This window comes from Tabrizicola sp. T46 (assembly GCF_057219895.1).
Window position 1 is genome coordinate 188,060 of the sequence record NZ_JBXVVV010000003.1, and the last position, 16,560, is coordinate 204,619.

The 16,560-nt window shown below is 65.5% G+C and carries 14 protein-coding genes; 4 read left to right on the forward strand and 10 right to left on the reverse strand.

Annotated features, from left to right (window positions below):
* The first annotated feature begins 191 nt into the window (after nucleotides 1-191).
* From AC2D9V_RS13805 to AC2D9V_RS13815, 3 genes are all read left to right on the forward strand, one after another.
* The gene (locus tag AC2D9V_RS13805; RefSeq protein WP_484714667.1) at nucleotides 192-2,165 is read left to right on the forward strand and encodes a heme lyase CcmF/NrfE family subunit; all 1,974 of its coding nucleotides are present in this window, start codon (nucleotides 192-194) and stop codon (nucleotides 2,163-2,165) included.
* Nucleotides 2,162-2,635, forward strand: a complete 474-nt coding sequence (locus tag AC2D9V_RS13810; protein WP_484714668.1) for a cytochrome c-type biogenesis protein — start codon at nucleotides 2,162-2,164, stop codon at nucleotides 2,633-2,635. The genes AC2D9V_RS13805 and AC2D9V_RS13810 overlap by 4 nt, the downstream gene beginning before the upstream one ends.
* 127 nt (nucleotides 2,636-2,762) lie before the next feature.
* On the forward strand, nucleotides 2,763-3,533 hold the full coding sequence (locus AC2D9V_RS13815) for an enoyl-CoA hydratase-related protein (RefSeq protein ID WP_484714669.1): 771 nt from the start codon (nucleotides 2,763-2,765) through the stop codon (nucleotides 3,531-3,533).
* A gap of 18 nt (nucleotides 3,534-3,551) precedes the next feature.
* On the opposite strand, the gene AC2D9V_RS13820 is transcribed toward AC2D9V_RS13815, so the two are convergent.
* The 8 genes from AC2D9V_RS13820 to AC2D9V_RS13855 all read right to left on the reverse strand — a co-directional run bounded on the left by AC2D9V_RS13820 (nucleotide 3,552) and on the right by AC2D9V_RS13855 (nucleotide 12,635).
* Nucleotides 3,552-4,787, reverse strand: coding sequence for a glycosyltransferase family 87 protein (locus tag AC2D9V_RS13820; protein ID WP_484714670.1), 1,236 nt, complete (start codon nucleotides 4,785-4,787; stop codon nucleotides 3,552-3,554).
* 5 nt (nucleotides 4,788-4,792) lie between these two features.
* Nucleotides 4,793-5,353, reverse strand: a complete 561-nt coding sequence (ilvN, locus tag AC2D9V_RS13825; protein ID WP_484714671.1) for an acetolactate synthase small subunit — start codon at nucleotides 5,351-5,353, stop codon at nucleotides 4,793-4,795.
* Between the two features lie 25 nt (nucleotides 5,354-5,378).
* Nucleotides 5,379-6,647 (reverse strand): glycosyltransferase family 87 protein, encoded by a 1,269-nt coding sequence (locus AC2D9V_RS13830; RefSeq protein WP_484714672.1) that lies wholly within the window; start codon nucleotides 6,645-6,647, stop codon nucleotides 5,379-5,381.
* Complete coding sequence (locus AC2D9V_RS13835; RefSeq protein WP_484714673.1) at nucleotides 6,647-7,894, reverse strand: glycosyltransferase family 87 protein; 1,248 nt, start codon at nucleotides 7,892-7,894, stop codon at nucleotides 6,647-6,649. The genes AC2D9V_RS13830 and AC2D9V_RS13835 overlap by 1 nt, the downstream gene beginning before the upstream one ends.
* Before the next feature lie 18 nt (nucleotides 7,895-7,912).
* Complete coding sequence (locus tag AC2D9V_RS13840; RefSeq protein WP_484714674.1) at nucleotides 7,913-9,148, reverse strand: glycosyltransferase family 87 protein; 1,236 nt, start codon at nucleotides 9,146-9,148, stop codon at nucleotides 7,913-7,915.
* Between the two features lie 2 nt (nucleotides 9,149-9,150).
* Nucleotides 9,151-10,905 carry an acetolactate synthase 3 large subunit gene (locus tag AC2D9V_RS13845; RefSeq protein ID WP_484714675.1) on the reverse strand — a complete coding sequence of 585 codons (1,755 nt, stop codon included), beginning with the start codon at nucleotides 10,903-10,905 and terminating at the stop codon, nucleotides 9,151-9,153.
* Between the two features lie 312 nt (nucleotides 10,906-11,217).
* The gene (locus tag AC2D9V_RS13850; RefSeq protein ID WP_484714676.1) at nucleotides 11,218-12,126 is read right to left on the reverse strand and encodes a calcium/sodium antiporter; all 909 of its coding nucleotides are present in this window, start codon (nucleotides 12,124-12,126) and stop codon (nucleotides 11,218-11,220) included.
* 98 nt (nucleotides 12,127-12,224) lie between these two features.
* On the reverse strand, nucleotides 12,225-12,635 hold the full coding sequence (locus AC2D9V_RS13855; RefSeq protein WP_484714677.1) for a VOC family protein: 411 nt from the start codon (nucleotides 12,633-12,635) through the stop codon (nucleotides 12,225-12,227).
* Between the two features lie 273 nt (nucleotides 12,636-12,908).
* Here AC2D9V_RS13855 and AC2D9V_RS13860 point away from each other — a divergent pair, with 273 nt between their 5' ends.
* Nucleotides 12,909-14,018 (forward strand): TRAP transporter substrate-binding protein, encoded by a 1,110-nt coding sequence (locus AC2D9V_RS13860; protein WP_484714678.1) that lies wholly within the window; start codon nucleotides 12,909-12,911, stop codon nucleotides 14,016-14,018.
* A 136-nt stretch (nucleotides 14,019-14,154) separates the two neighbouring features.
* On the opposite strand, the gene AC2D9V_RS13865 is transcribed toward AC2D9V_RS13860, so the two are convergent.
* Together AC2D9V_RS13865 and AC2D9V_RS13870 are read right to left on the reverse strand one after the other, a co-directional pair.
* A complete protein-coding gene (locus AC2D9V_RS13865) occupies nucleotides 14,155-15,924 on the reverse strand; it encodes a TRAP transporter large permease (protein WP_484714679.1) in 1,770 nt (589 codons plus the stop codon).
* Nucleotides 15,921-16,523 carry a TRAP transporter small permease subunit gene (locus tag AC2D9V_RS13870; RefSeq protein ID WP_484714680.1) on the reverse strand — a complete coding sequence of 201 codons (603 nt, stop codon included), beginning with the start codon at nucleotides 16,521-16,523 and terminating at the stop codon, nucleotides 15,921-15,923. The genes AC2D9V_RS13865 and AC2D9V_RS13870 overlap by 4 nt, the downstream gene beginning before the upstream one ends.
* Nucleotides 16,524-16,560: the final 37 nt, after the last annotated feature.

The following is a 16,560-nucleotide window of genomic DNA, read 5'->3' on the forward strand; positions in this document are numbered from 1 at the left end:
GTCTGGCCTCCGTTCCTGCGACCGGTGTAGCGGGGCGGGTCTGCCGGTGGCAACGGGCAATCCGGCGGGTGGCGGTGGGGAAGTTCCGGCGAAACGCCGGGTCCGGGCGCCCAATTCTGCGCGACCGAAGGGCGCAGGTTCTTTCCCCGGACCGGGCGAGGGCCTATCATAGCGGAAAAGGGGAGCAGGGCATGATCGTCGAGCTTGGGCATTTCACGCTGATCCTGGCGCTGATGGTGGCGCTGGTGCAGTCCACGCTGCCCTTGTGGGGCGCGCAGGTGAATGACAGCCGGCTGATGGCGCTGGGGGGGACGGCGGCGCTGGTCCAGCTTGCGCTGGTGGCGGCGAGTTTCGGGGTGCTGACCTGGGCCTTCGTCGCCTCGGACTTCTCGCTGGCGGTCGTGGTGTCGAACTCGCATACCGAGAAGCCGCTTCTCTACAAGATCAGCGGGGTCTGGGGGAACCATGAAGGGTCGCTCCTCCTTTGGGTGTTGATCCTTGCGGTCTATGGCGCGGCGGTGGCGGTCTGGGGCGGGAACCTTCCTGACCGGCTGAAAGCGCGCGTGCTGGCGGTGCAGGGGATGGTGGGGGTGGCGTTCCTTCTGTTCATGCTTCTGACCAGCAATCCCTTCTGGCGGCTGGCGACTCCGCCGATGGATGGACAGGACCTGAACCCCTTGTTGCAGGACCCCGGATTGGCCTTCCATCCGCCGTTCCTCTATCTTGGCTATGTCGGCCTCAGCATGGCCTACAGCTTTGCCGTCGCCGCGCTGATCGAGGGCAAGGTCGATGCCGCCTGGGGGCGGTGGGTGCGGCCCTGGACGCTGGCGGCCTGGATCTTCCTGACCATCGGGATCGCGCTGGGGTCCTGGTGGGCCTATTACGAACTGGGCTGGGGCGGGTTCTGGTTCTGGGACCCGGTGGAGAATGCAAGCTTCATGCCCTGGCTTCTGGCCATCGCGCTTCTGCACAGCGCGATCGTGGTGGAAAAGCGCGAAAGCCTGAAGGCCTGGACGATCCTTCTGGCGATCATGGCCTTCGGGTTCAGCCTGATCGGCACCTTCATCGTGCGGTCGGGGGTCATCACCAGCGTGCATGCCTTTGCCAATGACCCGGATCGGGGCGTGTTCATCCTGTTGATCCTCGGCGTTTTCACCGGCGGGGCGCTGATGCTTTACGCTCTCCGCGCCGGCGTGATGGAGGCGAAGGGCGTGTTCTCGGTCGTCAGCCGCGAAAGTGCCCTGGTGGCGAACAACATCATCCTTGCGGTGTCAGCCTTTGTTGTCTTTATCGGGACAATCTGGCCGCTGATCGCTGAATTGTTGCTGGATCGGACGCTTAGCGTCGGTGAGCCCTTCTTCAACGCAGCCTTCACGCCCTTTGTCGTCGCCCTTGCGCTGATCCTGCCGCCGGGCGCGATGCTGGCGTGGAAGCGCGGATCGCTGGAGCGGAGCCTGAAGGCGCTGGTGCCGGTCATGATCCTGTCGCTGGCGCTGGGTGCCCTGGCCTGGGCCATGCAGACCAACCGGACGGCGCTGGGGCCCATCGGGCTTGCGCTGGGGGCCTGGGTCCTGTTCGGCGCCCTGGCCGACCTTTGGGCGCGGACGGGGCGCGAGGGGCTGACGTCCCGCTTCGCCCGTCTTGGACGGCTTCCCCGGTCGGACTGGGGCAAAGCGGTGGCGCATGGCGGGCTTGGCGTGACGATCTTTGCCGTCTCGGCAATGCTGGCCTGGAAGATCGAGGATATCCGCGTGGTCCAGATCGGCGAGACCTTCCCCTTGGGCCAGTACGAGGTGCGCCTTGACGATGTGCGCGAGGTCGAGGGGCCGAACTACCTGTCGACCATGGGCTTCCTGACGGTCTTCCGCGATGGGCAGGAAGTGGTGCAGCTGAACCCCGAAAAGCGCATCTATCCGGTGGCCGGGATGCCCACGACCGAGGCGGCGATCGACTATGCCTTCCTGCGCGATGTCTACATCGTGCTGGGTGACCGGCAGCAATCGGGCGGCTGGGCGGTGCGCAGCTATATCGAGCCTTTTGCCAACTGGCTTTGGGCCGGCTGTGCGCTGATGGCGCTGGGCGGGCTTCTGAGCCTGACCGACCGGCGCTACCGGGTGGCTGCAGGTGCCGCAAAGCGGGTGCCGGCCGGGGTTCCGGCGGAATGAGCGGGTTTCCCAGACGGTGGTGGGCATACTTCCCACCCTACGCCCTGGCCCTGTGCCTGATCGCGGCGCCTGTCCTGGCGGTGCAGCCGGACGAGATGCTGGCCGATCCGGCACTTGAGGCGCGGGCGCGGGCGATCAGCAAGGAGATCCGTTGCCCGACCTGTCAGGGGGAATCGATCGACGATTCGCACGCCGCGATCAGCCGCGACCTGCGGCTGATCATCCGCGAGCGGATCATGGCGGGGGATACGGATGAGGAGGTCGTCGATTACATCGTCGCGCGCTATGGCGAGTTCGTGCTGTTCAATCCGCGCGCCGAAGGGTCGAACCTGATCCTCTGGCTGGCCGGACCGGCGCTGTTCCTTGCGGCGATCGCGGTGGCGGTGGCGGCACAGCGGCGGCGGCTCGTGCCCGAGGCGAAGCTGTCCGAGGCCGAGGAAGCCCGGCTGAAGGAAATCCTGAAAGAGTGACGCGGCGTTCGGCTTTGGCCTTGCCCTCCGGTCGGGTTAGCCATGTCTGCGGTGGGGAGCACGTGTCCCCCCAACCCCATTCCCGTCCCACGGAGCGGGAGGCGCGAACGGCTGGTAGAGGTGCTTCATGTCGGACCTTGTGATCGTTGAAACCGAAGGCGGTATCTGCCGGATCACGCTGAACCGCCCGACCGTGATGAACGCGCTGAACCGTGGCATCAGGGCCGAGCTGACTGAAGCCTTGCGGGCGGGCTGGTCGTCCCGCGTGATCGTTTTGACCGGGGCGGGGCGGGGGTTCTGCTCGGGCCAGGACCTGACCGATGCGGAAGGGCTGGACGCGGCGGGGTTCGAGGCCGTCTTGAACGACGAATACGTGCCGATGATCCGCGCGATCGTCGATGCGCCGGTGCCGGTGATCGCGGCGGTGAACGGGGTGGCGGCGGGGGCGGGGGCGAACCTTGCCCTTGCCTGTGACCTCGTGATCGCGGCGGAAAGCGCCAGCTTCATCCAAGCCTTCGCGCGGATCGGGTTGATCCCGGATGCGGGCGGGACGGCCTTCCTGCCGCAGCGCGTTGGCCTGCAGCGGGCGATGGGGGCGGCGCTTCTGGCCGAACCGGTCCCGGCGCGGCAGGCGGCGGACTGGGGTATGATCTGGGAGGCGGTGCCGGACGAAAGCTTTGCCGCTGTCGTGACGGCGCGGGCCGAGCGGCTGGCGGCGGGGCCGACCGGGGCCTATGCGGCGTTGAAAGAGGCGGTGCGGGGGGCGTTCCATCAGCCCCTCGACGCGCAACTGGCGCTGGAGGCGCGGTTGCAGGGGGTCTGCGGTGCGAGCGCCGATTTCCGCGAGGGCGTCGCGGCCTTTCAGGAGAAGCGGCCGCCGCGCTTTACCGGGCGGTAGCGTCTGCGGGGAGCGGGCTCAGGTGGTCTGCGGGGCAAGGCGCGCCCCGCGTCGGAAATGGAGCCAACAGAGCGCGAAGGCGATGAAAAGGACCGGGGTCACGATCACGCCGCCGAGGTAGCGGTCGGGGACGAGGTGCAGGAAGATGTTTGCCGATTGCAGCCCGGCCCCGATCCAGAGGAGAAGGAGAAGGACAAGGTGCAGGGGCCGCGTCGTCAGGATCCCCGCGCGTACAAGGAAAAGCCCGATCGCGGGCATCATCGCGGCCTCGTAGTACCAAAGGTAAGGCGCCGAGAGGAGGATCGCGGTCAGGAGGAGGGCCGCCTTGGCATCGAACCCGATGCGCGGGGAGCGCCAGAAGACGAAGACCGACAGGGCCGCGATCCCGGTGATGGTCCATTGCAGCGCGAGGGCCGCCGGGGTGGGCAGGCCGAGGAGGCTCGCAAGGAAGAAGGGGCCGACGGTCAGGTCAAGCTCGCCGATCAGGGTGACCATGCGGTCGGCGTGGAGGCCCAGTTTCTCGACCAGGAGCCGCCAGTAGCCGACCCCGGTGACCAGCGTCGGCAGCGCGGCGAGGAGGATCGTGGTCGCGGCGGCGGCCAGGATCGTGCGCCACTGCCAGGCGGCGAGAAGGGCGATGGGGATCAGGAGGCCAAGCTGCGGCTTCAGCGTCAGGCAGCCGATGAGGATGCCGGCAAGGGCCGCATGACCGGTACGCAGGGCGTGCAGGGCGGCCAGGAGGACGGCAAGCCAGATCAGGCTGTTCTGGCCGATTACCAGCGCAGGGAGGTAGGCGGGCGCAAGCGCGAGGGCGGCCCAGACCGGGCGGACCCCGCCCGCGAAGGGGCGCGCCGCAAGGGCCATCGCGGCGACCGAGATCAGCGTCATCAGAAGGAAGGCCACCGCATAGGGCAGAAGCCCGAAGGGCGCGATCAGGAAGAGATAGCCCGGCGGGTAAAGCCAGGGCATCCAGGCCTCTGTCACCTCGCCGTACTCGGCGTCGAGCCGGGCATCGTCGAAGGCCGCCAGCGGATCGCCGGACAAAAGGATGCGGGCGGCGGCCCAGAAGACGCGGAAGTCCGAGTCGAGTGTCCGCGGCGTGCCGTCGGCGGTCAGGATGAAGGCGACCGCGACGATGATCGCCATCAGGAAGAGGGCCCCGCTGACACCGAGGAAGACCACAAGGGCAGTGCGGTTCCCGCCGAAGGCCTGCAGCCTTGCGTCGCCGGCGAGGATCTCTGCCCTGTCCTGCATGCGCCTCAGACGCCCCGGGCGAGGGCGGCGACGCCGGTGCGGGCGATCTCGACCAGGCCCAGGGGACGCATCAGTTCGGCGAAGGCGTCGATTTTCTCGGATGTTCCGGTCATTTCGAAGACGAAGCTTTCCAGCGTGCTGTCGACGACATTGGCGCGGAAGATCTCGGCCAGTTGCAGCGCCTCGACCCGGGCGGCACCGGTGCCGGCGACCTTCAGAAGCGCAAGCTCGCGCTGGACGGAGGGCCCCTCGGCCGTAAGGTCATGGACGGCGTAGACCGGGACCATGCGGGAAAGCTGCGCCTCGATCTGGTCGATGACGGCGGGCGTACCGCGGGTAACGATGGTGATGCGGCTGCGGTGGCCGGTATGGTCGACCTCGGCCACCGTCAGGCTGTCGATGTTGTAGCCGCGCCCCGAGAAAAGGCCGATGACGCGGGCAAGGACGCCGGGCTCGTTCTCGACGATAACGGCAAGGGTATGGCTTTCCTCGACCTGGGTGTGGCTGTCGCGCAGGTCGTAGGCGGAGTGGCTCGACGAGCCTTTCTTGATGTTCAGGGCTGACATGGGTGCGGTCCGATCGGTGAGTGGTCTATGCCGGTCTTGGCGTGGTGCGGTGAAGAGTCAGGGCGTGGCGCAGGCACAGGGCGAGCGCATAAAGCATGAGCGGGACGTAGAGAAGCGCCCAGGGAAAGCGGCTTTCAAGGCCAAGGTAGACGCCGACCGCCTGCGGCCCGGTGCCGAGCCAGAAAGGTGCGACGAGGGCAAGCTGCCAGCGCGGGGTCTGGTCCAGCAGCCCGGCGCGGAAGAGGAAGAGCCCCGTCACGGCCATCAGCGCCGCCTCGTAGAACCAGAGATAGGGGGCGGACAGGAAGATCGCGGTGGCCAGGGTTGCGGCCTTGGCGTCAAAGCCTACGCGGTCCGAACGCCAGACAAGGAAGACCGAAAGGGCGCACAGGACGGCGAGCCCGGTCTGCGCCATGAGGGCGGTCTCGGGCGGAAGCCCCGCGCGGACCATGAGGTAGAAGCTGCCGACCATGAGGTTGGTCGAACTGATCCCGCTCAGGACCCGGTCGCCCTGTTCCGAGAGCCCGTCAAGAAAGAGCGGCCAGTAGTCGATCCCGACCATCAGCGTGGGAAGGACCGCAATCAGGATGGCAGTCACCGAAGCCGCGAGGATCGTGCGCCAGAAACCACCGGCCAGAAGGGCGACCAGGATCATCACCCCAAGCTGCGGCTTCAGGGTGAGAAGGCCGATAAACACCCCTGCCAATAGCCAGCGTTCGCCACGCAGCGCGGCGAGGGCCGCAAGGAAGCAAGCGAGCCAGATCAGGCTGTTCTGGCCGATGACAAGGGCCGCGATATAGGCGGGCGACAGCGCCATGGCCAGCCAGACTGCGCGGTTCCCGGCCACGAAGGGCCGCACCGCAAGCGCGATGAGGCCAAGGGAAACAAGCGTCGTGACAAGGAAGGCGGGCGCAAAGGCCAGCGCGCCAAGGGGGGCGATCAGGACAAGATACCCGGGCGGGTAGAGCCAGGGCAGCCAGCTTGCATCGAAGAACCGGTGCTCTTCGGACAGGCGGGCCATGTCGAAGGCGGCCAAGGGCTCGCCTTCAAAGGCCAGACGCGCCGCAGCCCAAAAGGTGCGGAAATCCATGTCGAGCGCCCGGGTGCCGGGGTCGACCCCTGCCTCCGAGGTCGTCATGAAGGCGGTGGCGACCATCGAGAAGGTGAAGATCAGCGTCATCGCCGCGCCGAAGCCGACGAATTGCCAAAGCCGCTTGCCGGACAGGGTGGAAAGCCGGGCGTCGGCAGTGGCCCTGTCCGGGAAGGTCGCCGTTTCGGTCAGTGGTTCCTGCATCACGCGGTTCCTGCTGACGGCCGGCTTGCAGCCCGAACCTGGAACACGCAGAGCACGAGGCAGAAGAACGGTGCCGGAGGAATAAGGAAGGCCCAGCGGAAATAGAGATTGCCGATGCCGAACTGGTCCACCAGGGCCTGAAGGACAGCACCCATCCAGAGAACCGCCAGAAGGACAAGGTGCAACGGCCTTGGCTGCAGAACGCCTGCCCGCAAGAGAAAGAGGCCAGCAGGGGCCATGATCGCCGCTTCATAATGCCAGGCATAGGGTGAGGCCAGCAGCGTTCCGAGGAGAAGCGCGGCCGCCTTCACATCGAAGGCACCAGCAGCCGAGCGCCAGACGATCAGCACGGCCAGAGCAGCAGCAACGGTCACCCCGACCTGAAGCGTCAGGGCCGTCTCGGACGGCAGCCCAAGCCTAGCAAAAAGGGCGAACGGGCTTGACATGAAGTCGAGTGACCGGATGGAGCCGACGACCCGCTGACCATGTTCCTCCATCCGTTGCAACAGGAGGGTCCAGTATGTCGCACCCGTTGCCAGTGTCGGGACAGTCGCGACGACAAGGGCGGTCAGCGTCGCGACGAAAGTCGTCCGCCACAGGCCGGCAGCGATCAGGGCGATTGGGATAAGGAGGCCGAAGTGGGGCTTCAGTGTCAGGAGTCCGATCAGGAGACCGGCGAGAACCCAGCGCCCGTCCCGCAGGGCGGCAAGAGCCGCGATGAGACCCGCCAGCCAGATCAGGCCATTCTGGCCCCCGACCAGGATCGGCAGATAGGCCGGGGCGAGGCTGAAAGCCACCCATGCGACCCGCGATCCCCCCGCGAACGGCCGGACCGCAGTGGCCAGAAGCACCAGGGACAGAAGGGTCATCATCGTGAAGGCCGTGGCATAGCTGACCGCGCCGAAGGGGGCCATCGCAAGAAGAAACCCGGGCGGATAGAGCCACGGCATCCAGTATTCGGGGCCGACGTTGTGCACGGCTGTCAGTTTCGCGGTGTCGAACGGGCCGAGGAAATCCCCGTCCAGCGCCAGTTGGCCCGCCGCCCAGAACACACGGAAATCATTGTCCAGGGCGCGCGGTCCGTCGCCGGACGTCAGCATGTAGGCGCTGGCAACGGTCAGGACGGTGCAGGCCAGGGTGATCGCGGCGCCAATGGCGACTACGGGCCAGCCCCCCTTGCCGGCAAGGGCGGCGATCCTGCGGTCGCCCGCCTCGCGCTCTGCTGTGCGTTTTCCCGGCTGTCGCATGGTGCTACTGGCCCCTTCCTATTGCCGGACGGCCAGGCTGGCTTTTGTCCGAGAAACCTGCACCAGGCACAGGATCAGGCACAAGAGCATCAGCGGTGTCACCAGGAAGGCCCAGGGGAATCGGACGTCGCCAAGCCCGACGAAGATCGCCATCGCCTGAACGCCTGCCCCAAACCATAGAAGACCAAGGAAGACGAGATGCATCGGCCTTGCCTGCAGGAGGCCGGCCCGCAAGAGGAACAGTCCGACAGGCGCCATGAAGGCAGCCTCGTAATGCCAGGCATAGGGCGAGGCGAGCAGGCTTGCCGCCAGGAGGGCGGCAGCTTTCACATCAAATCCAACCTGCCGGGAACGCCAGATGACAAGAACTGACAGCCCGGCGGCACCGGTCACGCCGGCTTGCAGTGTCAGCGCCGTCTCGGCCGGTATGCCCAGCCGGACGAAGAGCGCGAAGGGGCTTGCCATGAGATCGAGTGACTGGATCGCTCCGACAACGCGCTGCCCGTACTCGGCCATGCGCTGGACAAAGAGCGTCCAGTACTCCGGCCCGGTGACGAGGGTCGGCAGGGCCGCCACGACCAGGGTGGTCAGGGTCGCGACACCCGTTGTCCGCCAGAGACCGGCGGCGATCAGGGCAACCGGGATCAGAAGGCCGAACTGCGGCTTCAGGGTCAGGAGGCCGATGATGACCCCGGCGAGGACCCAGCGCTCGTCGCGCAAGGCGGCAAGGGCCGCGATCAGCCCGGCGAGCCAGATCAGGCCGTTCTGCCCCAGAACCAGGATCGGCAGGTAGGCAGGGGCAAGGGCAAAGGCCAGAAAGGAGAAGGTCGATCCGGTGACGAAGGGCCGCACGGCAAGGGCGATGCTGACGCAGGAGAGGAACGCCAGGATGGCAAAGCCGGTGGCGTAAGGCAGCGCGCCGAAGGGCAGGAGCAGGATAAGGAAGCCCGGCGGATAAAGCCAGGGCATCCAGTCGTCGGGGTTGACGTTATGGATGGCCGTCAGCGCATCAGTGTCGAAGACGGCAAGATACTCGCCTTGCACGGCAAGCGTCGCCGCCGACCAGAAGACGCGGAAGTCGTTGCTGAGGGCCACTTCATCGGTGCCCGAGGTCAGCCGGAAGCCGGACTGGAGGACCGAAAACGTGCAGATGACTGTGAGTGCACAACCCACCGCTATCGCCTTGGCGATCCAGCCGGAGGAAAGGACGCGCAGCCGCGCGTCCCCCACCTGTCGGGACTGCTGGTCCTGCATCGTCAGACCAGCACGGCCCCCTTCGCGCCGATCACGCCCTGGGTGTCCGCGTCGCCGAGGAGCATCTCGTTATGCGGCTTGCCGGAGGGGATCATCGGGAAGCAGTTCTCGTGCTTTTCAACGAGGCAGTCGAAGATCACCGGACCGTCAAAGCGCAGCATCTCCATGATCGCGTCGTCAAGGTCCTGCGGGCGGTCGACCTTGATGCCCTTGCAGCCGAAAGCCTCGGCCAGTTTCACGAAATCGGGCAGGCTTTCGGACCAGGAGGACGAGTAGCGCTCGCCATGGAGGAGTTCCTGCCACTGGCGGACCATGCCAAGGCGTTCATTGTTCAGGATGAACTGCTTCACCGGCGCGCGGAACTGGATGGCGGTGCCCATTTCCTGCATGTTCATCAGCCAGGATGCTTCGCCCGCGACGTTGATCACCAGCGCCTCGGGGTGGGCAATCTGCACGCCGATGGAGGCGGGGAGGCCATAGCCCATCGTGCCAAGGCCACCGGAGGTCATCCAGCGGTTGGGGTCTTCGAAGCCGAGGAACTGGGCCGCCCACATCTGGTGCTGGCCGACCTCGGTGGTGATGTAGCGGTCCATGCCGCGGGTCAGGGCCTCAAGCCGTTCCAGGGCGTATTGCGGTTTGATCGTGGTGGTCGAGGGCTTGTAGGTCAGGCACTTCACGGCGCGCCATTCCTCGATCTGCGCCCACCATTTCGCCAGCCCCGCCTTGTTCACGCGGCTGCCGCGCGCGCGCCACTGGCGGAGCACCTCTTCAAGCACATGGGTCACATCGCCAACGATGGGGATGTCCACCCGGATCACCTTGTTGATCGAAGAGGGGTCGATGTCGATGTGGGCCTTCCGCGAGCGGGGCGAGAAGTCCTTGATCCGTCCGGTGATCCGGTCGTCGAACCGCGCGCCGATGTTGATCATTGCGTCGCAGCCGTGCATTGCGAGGTTCGCCTCGTAAAGCCCGTGCATCCCGAGCATCCCGATCCAGTTCTTGCCGGATGCGGGATAGGCACCGAGGCCCATCAGGGTCGAGGTGACCGGAAAGCCCGTCTCGGCGGCCAGCTCGCGCAGAAGCTGGCTCGCGCGCGGGCCGGAGTTGATGACGCCGCCGCCGGTGTAGAGGATCGGGCGTTCGGCATCCTCGATCATCTCGACAAGGCGGGCGATCTGGGCGGGGTCGCCTTCGGTCTTCGGCTGGTAATGGGTGATCTTCGCCTTTTCGGCCGGGGTGTAGTCGGCGGTAGCGAACTGCACGTCCTTCGGGATGTCGATCAGCACCGGGCCGGGGCGGCCGTGGGTGGCGACGTGGAAGGCCTGGTGAATGGTCTCGGACAGTTTCGCCGTGTCCTTCACCAACCAGTTCATCTTGGTGCAGGGGCGGGTGATGCCGACGGTATCGGCCTCTTGGAACCCGTCGGTGCCGATCATGAAGGTCGGGACCTGGCCGGTCAGGACGACGAGGGGGATCGAATCCATCAGCGCGTCGACCATGCCCGTGACCGCGTTCGTGGCCCCTGGACCCGAGGTCACGAGGACCACGCCGGGCTTGCCGGTCGACCGGGCATAGCCTTCGGCCATGTGGACCGCGCCCTGTTCGTGGCGCACAAGGATGTGGCGGATGTCGTTCTGAAGGAACAGCTCGTCATAGATCGGAAGCACGGCCCCGCCGGGATAGCCGAAGACAACCTCGACCCCCTGATCCTTCAGGGCCTGGATCACCATCTTCGCACCGGTCATCTGCTTCGACATCGTCATCTCCTTAGCGCAACAAAAAGCCCCCGGAGTTTCCTTCGGGGGCGCATGGGAACCTGAATGGCTTTACCGTCACCGGCCCATGCGCATCCTTCCTACAATGACAAGAACTGCGGCCATCTGGCGCTTCCCCTCATGTTCGGACGGAACAGTAGGGCGGGGTATGCCGGGCGTCAACGGGATTTGCAATACGAAAATGTCGCAAGTGGCGGCAGATTTTGAACTATTGTTGCGACATGCCGCCGCGCTGCGCAACTTTCCCACAAAGATGGCCCGGCGCAGCCGAAGGGACGCGCCGGGCCGGAAGACTCAGGCCATCAGGAAGATGTAGCCGGCGTAGGCGGCAAGCAGCAGCGCGCCCGCAATCCGCGGCAGCCCGTTCAGAAGGAAGGCGATCACCGTCAATCCGACAGCAGTGGCCATGGCCCAAGGCATGTCGATGGTTGCAAAGCGCGGGTCTGCCGGGATCGGGGCAATCAGTGCCGTGATGCCAAGGATCCCGAAGATGTTGAAGATGTTCGACCCGACGATGTTGCCAACTGCGATTTCGGTGTGTTTGCGGTAGGCCGCAATGACGCTGGTCGCAAGTTCCGGCAGCGAGGTGCCGACCGCGACGATGGTCAGGCCGATCACCGCCTCGGAAATGCCGAAGGTCGTGGCGATCTCGACCGCGCTGTCGACAAGGAAGCGCGCGCCGATCACCAGCACCACAAGGCCGCCCAACGTGAAGGCCCAGGCCTTGAGCTGGTTTTCCTCGGGACGGTCGGGGTCGGGCTCGACCTTCCCGTACTTGAAGGTGACGAGCAAGAAGACCAGAAGGCCAAGAAGGAGGACCGCGCCGTAGCCGCGGGTCAGCGTGTCGCCCAGCAGCATGGCCCAGAGGATCGCCGTCGCGGCCAGCATGAAGGCAAGGTCGCGCCACATCGCCTTGCCTGGGATGATCAGCGGCGCGATCAGGGCGGAGATGCCGAGGATCAGCAGGATGTTGGCGATGTTGGAGCCGACGACGTTGCCGATGGCAATCTCCGGCTGCCCTTCGAGGGCGGCCTGCAAGGACACCAGAAGTTCGGGCGCCGAGGTGCCGAAACCGACGATGGTCAGGCCGATGACCATCGGCGAAAGGTGGAAATGGCGCGCCACTGCCGAAGCGCCGCGCACCAGCGCCTCGCCCCCTAGAAACAGCATCGCGAGGCCGAGTACGAAGAAAAGATAGGTCAAGATGGTTCCCCTGCCGAAGTTTGCAGGGAGGTGCGGTCGCCTGTGTTGAAAAACAAGGGCAGGGGAAGAAGAAAACGCTGCCGTCGCTGGTCTGCCGTTCAGGTGCGGGTCGCGTCTGTGTCCGCGCGGTAACAGACCGCGTTCAGCTTGTTGCCGTCCGGGTCGCGGACATAGGCGGCATAGAAATGCGGCCCGTAGTGCGGGCGCAGGCCGGGCGCGCCTTCGTCGGTCCCGCCGTGGGCAAGGGCAGCGGCATGGAAGGCATCAACTGCGGCGCGAGTTTCGGCAAGGAAGGACACCATCGTCCCGTTGCCGGCGCTGGCCGGCGCACCATCGAAGGGTTGCGTCACCCACAGATGCGGGCCGGGGTCATCCGTGCCCCAGGCGGCGGAGCGATCCTCAGGGTCATAATCCTCGATCCTCGCGTGGCCGAGGGGGGCGAGCACCGCATCATAGAAGGGCATCGCACGGGCAAGGTCGCGGGTTCCAAGCGAGATGTAGGAGAACACGGGCTGTCTGGTTCCTTCCGGGTGATTCTTGATGGTATCTGCTTAACGTTACGGCAGTTGTTTACGACGATCCGGCCAAAGCGGGACATGATAGCGCCAACATCCGGGCACAACCCCGGCTTGCGCGGTCCTGGTAAGGTTTTCTGACCAGATTTGCGCCTATGGCACAGTTTTGGGTTCTCATCTTGCCGTCGCTTGTCTAGGGTCTATGTCGCAGAGACGCCCAGCCTGCGGCATGTGACCGCAGGAAGGCCAACAGTGGAGGAGTACTGCATGGATCGTCGCTCATTTCTGACCAAGGCTTCCGTCGGTGGCATCGCCGCCGCGGGTGCGGCAACGCTTGCCGCGCCGGCCATTGCCCAGGAATCGCCCACCATCACCTGGCGCTGCGCGTCGGGCTTTCCGAAATCGCTCGACACGATCTACGGCGCGGCCGAGACGATGGCGAAATACGTCTCCGAAGCGACCGACGGGAAATTCGTGATCCAGGTCTTCCCGGGCGGCGAACTCGTCCCGGCGCTGGAAGCGGCCGAGGCGGCCTCGGCCGGGTCGGTCGAGATGGCGCATACCGCGGCCTATTACGACTGGGGCAAGGACCCGACCAACGCGCTGGGGACGACCGTGCCCTTCGGCCTGAACTACCGGCAGATGAACGCCTGGCTGTACCAGGGCGGCGGCATCGACATGCTGAACGAATTCTTCAACGCCAACCGGAACCTGCATTACCTGCCCTGCGGCAATACCGGCGTGCAGATGGCCGGCTGGTACCGCAAGGAGATCAACTCGGTCGCCGACCTGCAGGGCCTGAAGATGCGCATCGGGGGCTTCGGCGGCTCGATCATCGCCAAGCTGGGCGTGGTGCCGCAGCAGATCGCCGGCGGCGACATCTACCCGTCGCTGGAGAAGGGCACGATCGACGCGGCCGAATTCGTCGGCCCCTATGACGACGAGAAGCTTGGCTTCTACAAAGTGGCCCCGTTCTACTACTATCCCGGCTGGTGGGAAGGTGGCCCGACCTTGTCGAACATGATCAACCTCGACAAGTGGAACGAGCTGACCCCGACTTATCAGGCGATCCTGCGGGCGGCTTCGGAAGCGGCCAACTCGAACATGATGGCGAACTACGACTGGAAGAACCCGACGGCGCTGAAGTCTCTGGTGGCAAACGGCACCCAGCTGCGCCCGCTGCCGGCCGATGTTCTTGCCGCGGCTTTCGATGCGGCGAACGCGACCTATGCCGAGATCAGCGCCACCAACGCGCCGTTCAAGAAGATCTGGGACAGCATGTCGGCCTTCAAGCGCGACGCCTATCTCTGGGCGCAGATCGCCGAGTACAACTACGACGTCTTCATGATGACGCAGCAGCAGGCCGGCAAGCTGTAAGGCTTTCCGCCAGTCTCACAACAGGAAAGGCCCCGGACCGGTGTCCGGGGCCTTTTGCATGGCTGGCCCCATGCAGGATCAAATGGAAAGGGCCGGTCGTGGCGGACCGGCCCTTTGTTGTCCTGCCTGCCAGCCGTCAGGGGTTCACGACAGGTGCGCCAAGCTGCGGTGCGCCGGGCAGGGTGGGCAACCCGCCCGGGGCCGGTGCGGTGCCGGTGCCGGGCGTGCCAAGGTTCGGTGCCCCAAGCGTGGGTGCCCCGGGAGGGCCGGGAAGGCCGCCGCCGGGTGCCAGCGGCACCAGGCCGGGCACGGTGATCTCGACCGTCGAGGGGTCGACCACCGGGCCCTTGTAGTGCATCACCATCTGCGGGAAGAGGACCACGGCAAAGATCATCGTCACCTGGATGATGATGAACGGTATGGCGCCCTTGTAGATCTCGCCCGTCTTGATCCCGTCCATCCGCTTGCCGGTGATCTTGTCGACATAGGGCACCTTGGCCGCGACCGAGCGCAGGTAGAAGAGCGCAAAGCCGAAGGGCGGGGTCAGGAACGAGGTCTGCAGGTTCACCCCGATGATGACGCCCAGCCAGATCAGGTCGATCCCCAGCGTTTCTGCCGGGGCGATGAGGAGCGGCACCAGGATGAAGGCGATCTCGAAGAAGTCGATGAAGAACCCGAGGATGAAGATGATCAGGTTCACCACGAAGAGGAAGCCGTACTGCCCGCCCGGGACGGCCGTGAGCAGTTCCTCGACCCAGATGTGCCCGTTCACGCCGTAGAAGGTCAGGCTGAACATCCGCGCGCCGATCAGGACGAACATGACGAAGGCCGACAGCCGCGTGGTGGCGACAAGGGCCGATTGCATCGTCGGCAGGCTGAAGCGTCCCTTGGCCCAGGCGAGGATCATGGCGCCCACGGCCCCCATCGCGCCGCCCTCGGTCGGGGTGGCAAGGCCGATGAAGATCGTGCCAAGGACCAGGAAGATCAGCGCCAGTGGCGGGATCAGCACCATGATGACCTGCTGCGCGAGGCGCGACAGGAGGTTCAGGCCAAGGTAGCGGTCTGCGACGGCATAGAAGTAGACAAGGATGGTCGCGACCGTCGCCCCGAGGACATCGGCATTGGCGCCCCAGTCGTCATAGGCCCAGATGTGGATCAGGTAGCCCGCGACGGCCCCCCCGGCCAGCGCCACCAGAAGCGAGGTGACGCCGCCTCCCAGCGTCCGCGCTTCGGGCGGAAGGGCAGGCACCTTGTGCGGCTGGAAGATCGCGATCATGCAGATATAGCCGAGATACATGCCGGTCAGGATCAGGCCGGGAATGATCGCGCCCTGGTACATGTCGCCGACCGACCGGCCGAGCTGGTCAGCCAGGACGATCAGGACCAGGCTTGGCGGGATGATCTGGGCAAGCGTCCCGGAGGCCGCGATGACCCCGGTCGCCGTGCGGCGGTCATAGCCGTAGCGCAGCATGATCGGCAGCGAGATGAGGCCCATGGCGATCACGCTGGCCGCGACGACACCGGTCGTTGCCGCCAGAAGCGCGCCCACAAGGATCACCGCGAACGCAAGCCCGCCGCGGATCGGACCGAAGAGCTGGCCGATGGTGTCCAGAAGGTCCTCGGCCATGCCGCTTCGTTCAAGGATGATCCCCATGAAGGTAAAGAAGGGGATGGCAAGTAAGGTCTCGTTCGATAACACCCCCCACAATCGTTGTGGCATGGTGCCGAGAAGCGGCCAGTCCAGCGTGATCTCGCCATTGGAATAAGGGGCAAGCCAGACGCCGATCACGAAGAAGATCAGCCCGTTGGCAGCCAGCGCGAAGCTGACCGGATAGCCGTAGAGGAGGAAGACGACGAGGCTCACGAAGATGATCGGAGCCATGTTGTGCGCGATGATCTCGATCATTTCTTCACCTCGGTGGCGGCCTGGACCTCGGCGGCCAGTTCCTCGGCCTCTTTCAGGGCCTGATCCTGGGCCGAGATGAAGGGATGGGGATCCTCGATCAGGCCTCGCATCACGGCGATCTTCTTGATGATCTCCGAGATTGCCTGGAAGGACAGCATGATGAAGCCGATCAGAAGGATCGCGCGCGCCGGCCAGATGATGAGGCCGCCCGCGTTGGACGACACCTGGCCCCCGACATAGGCCTGCACCGTGTAGGGCCAGAGCAGCCATGCCATCAGGACGACGAAGGGCAGAAGGAATACGATATGCCCGATCAGGTCGATCCAGTGCTGGGTGCGTCGGCTGCGCGAGGCATAGAAGACATCGATCCGGATGTGCTCGTTCTGCTGGAGCGTGTAGGCCGCCGCCCCCATGAAGGCGCCGCCGAAGAGATACCACTGCAACTCGAGCCAGGCGTTCGATGACAGATCGAAAAGCTTGCGACTGACGGCATTGGCTGCGCTGACGATGACCGCCAGCAGGATCAGCCAGATCACGCCCTTTCCGATGAAGGCATTCACGCGGTCGATGCCGCGAGCGACGGCAAGCAAGGCCTGCATCCGGCTGGTTCCTCCCCTGGTAAGCCGCCGGTTCGTC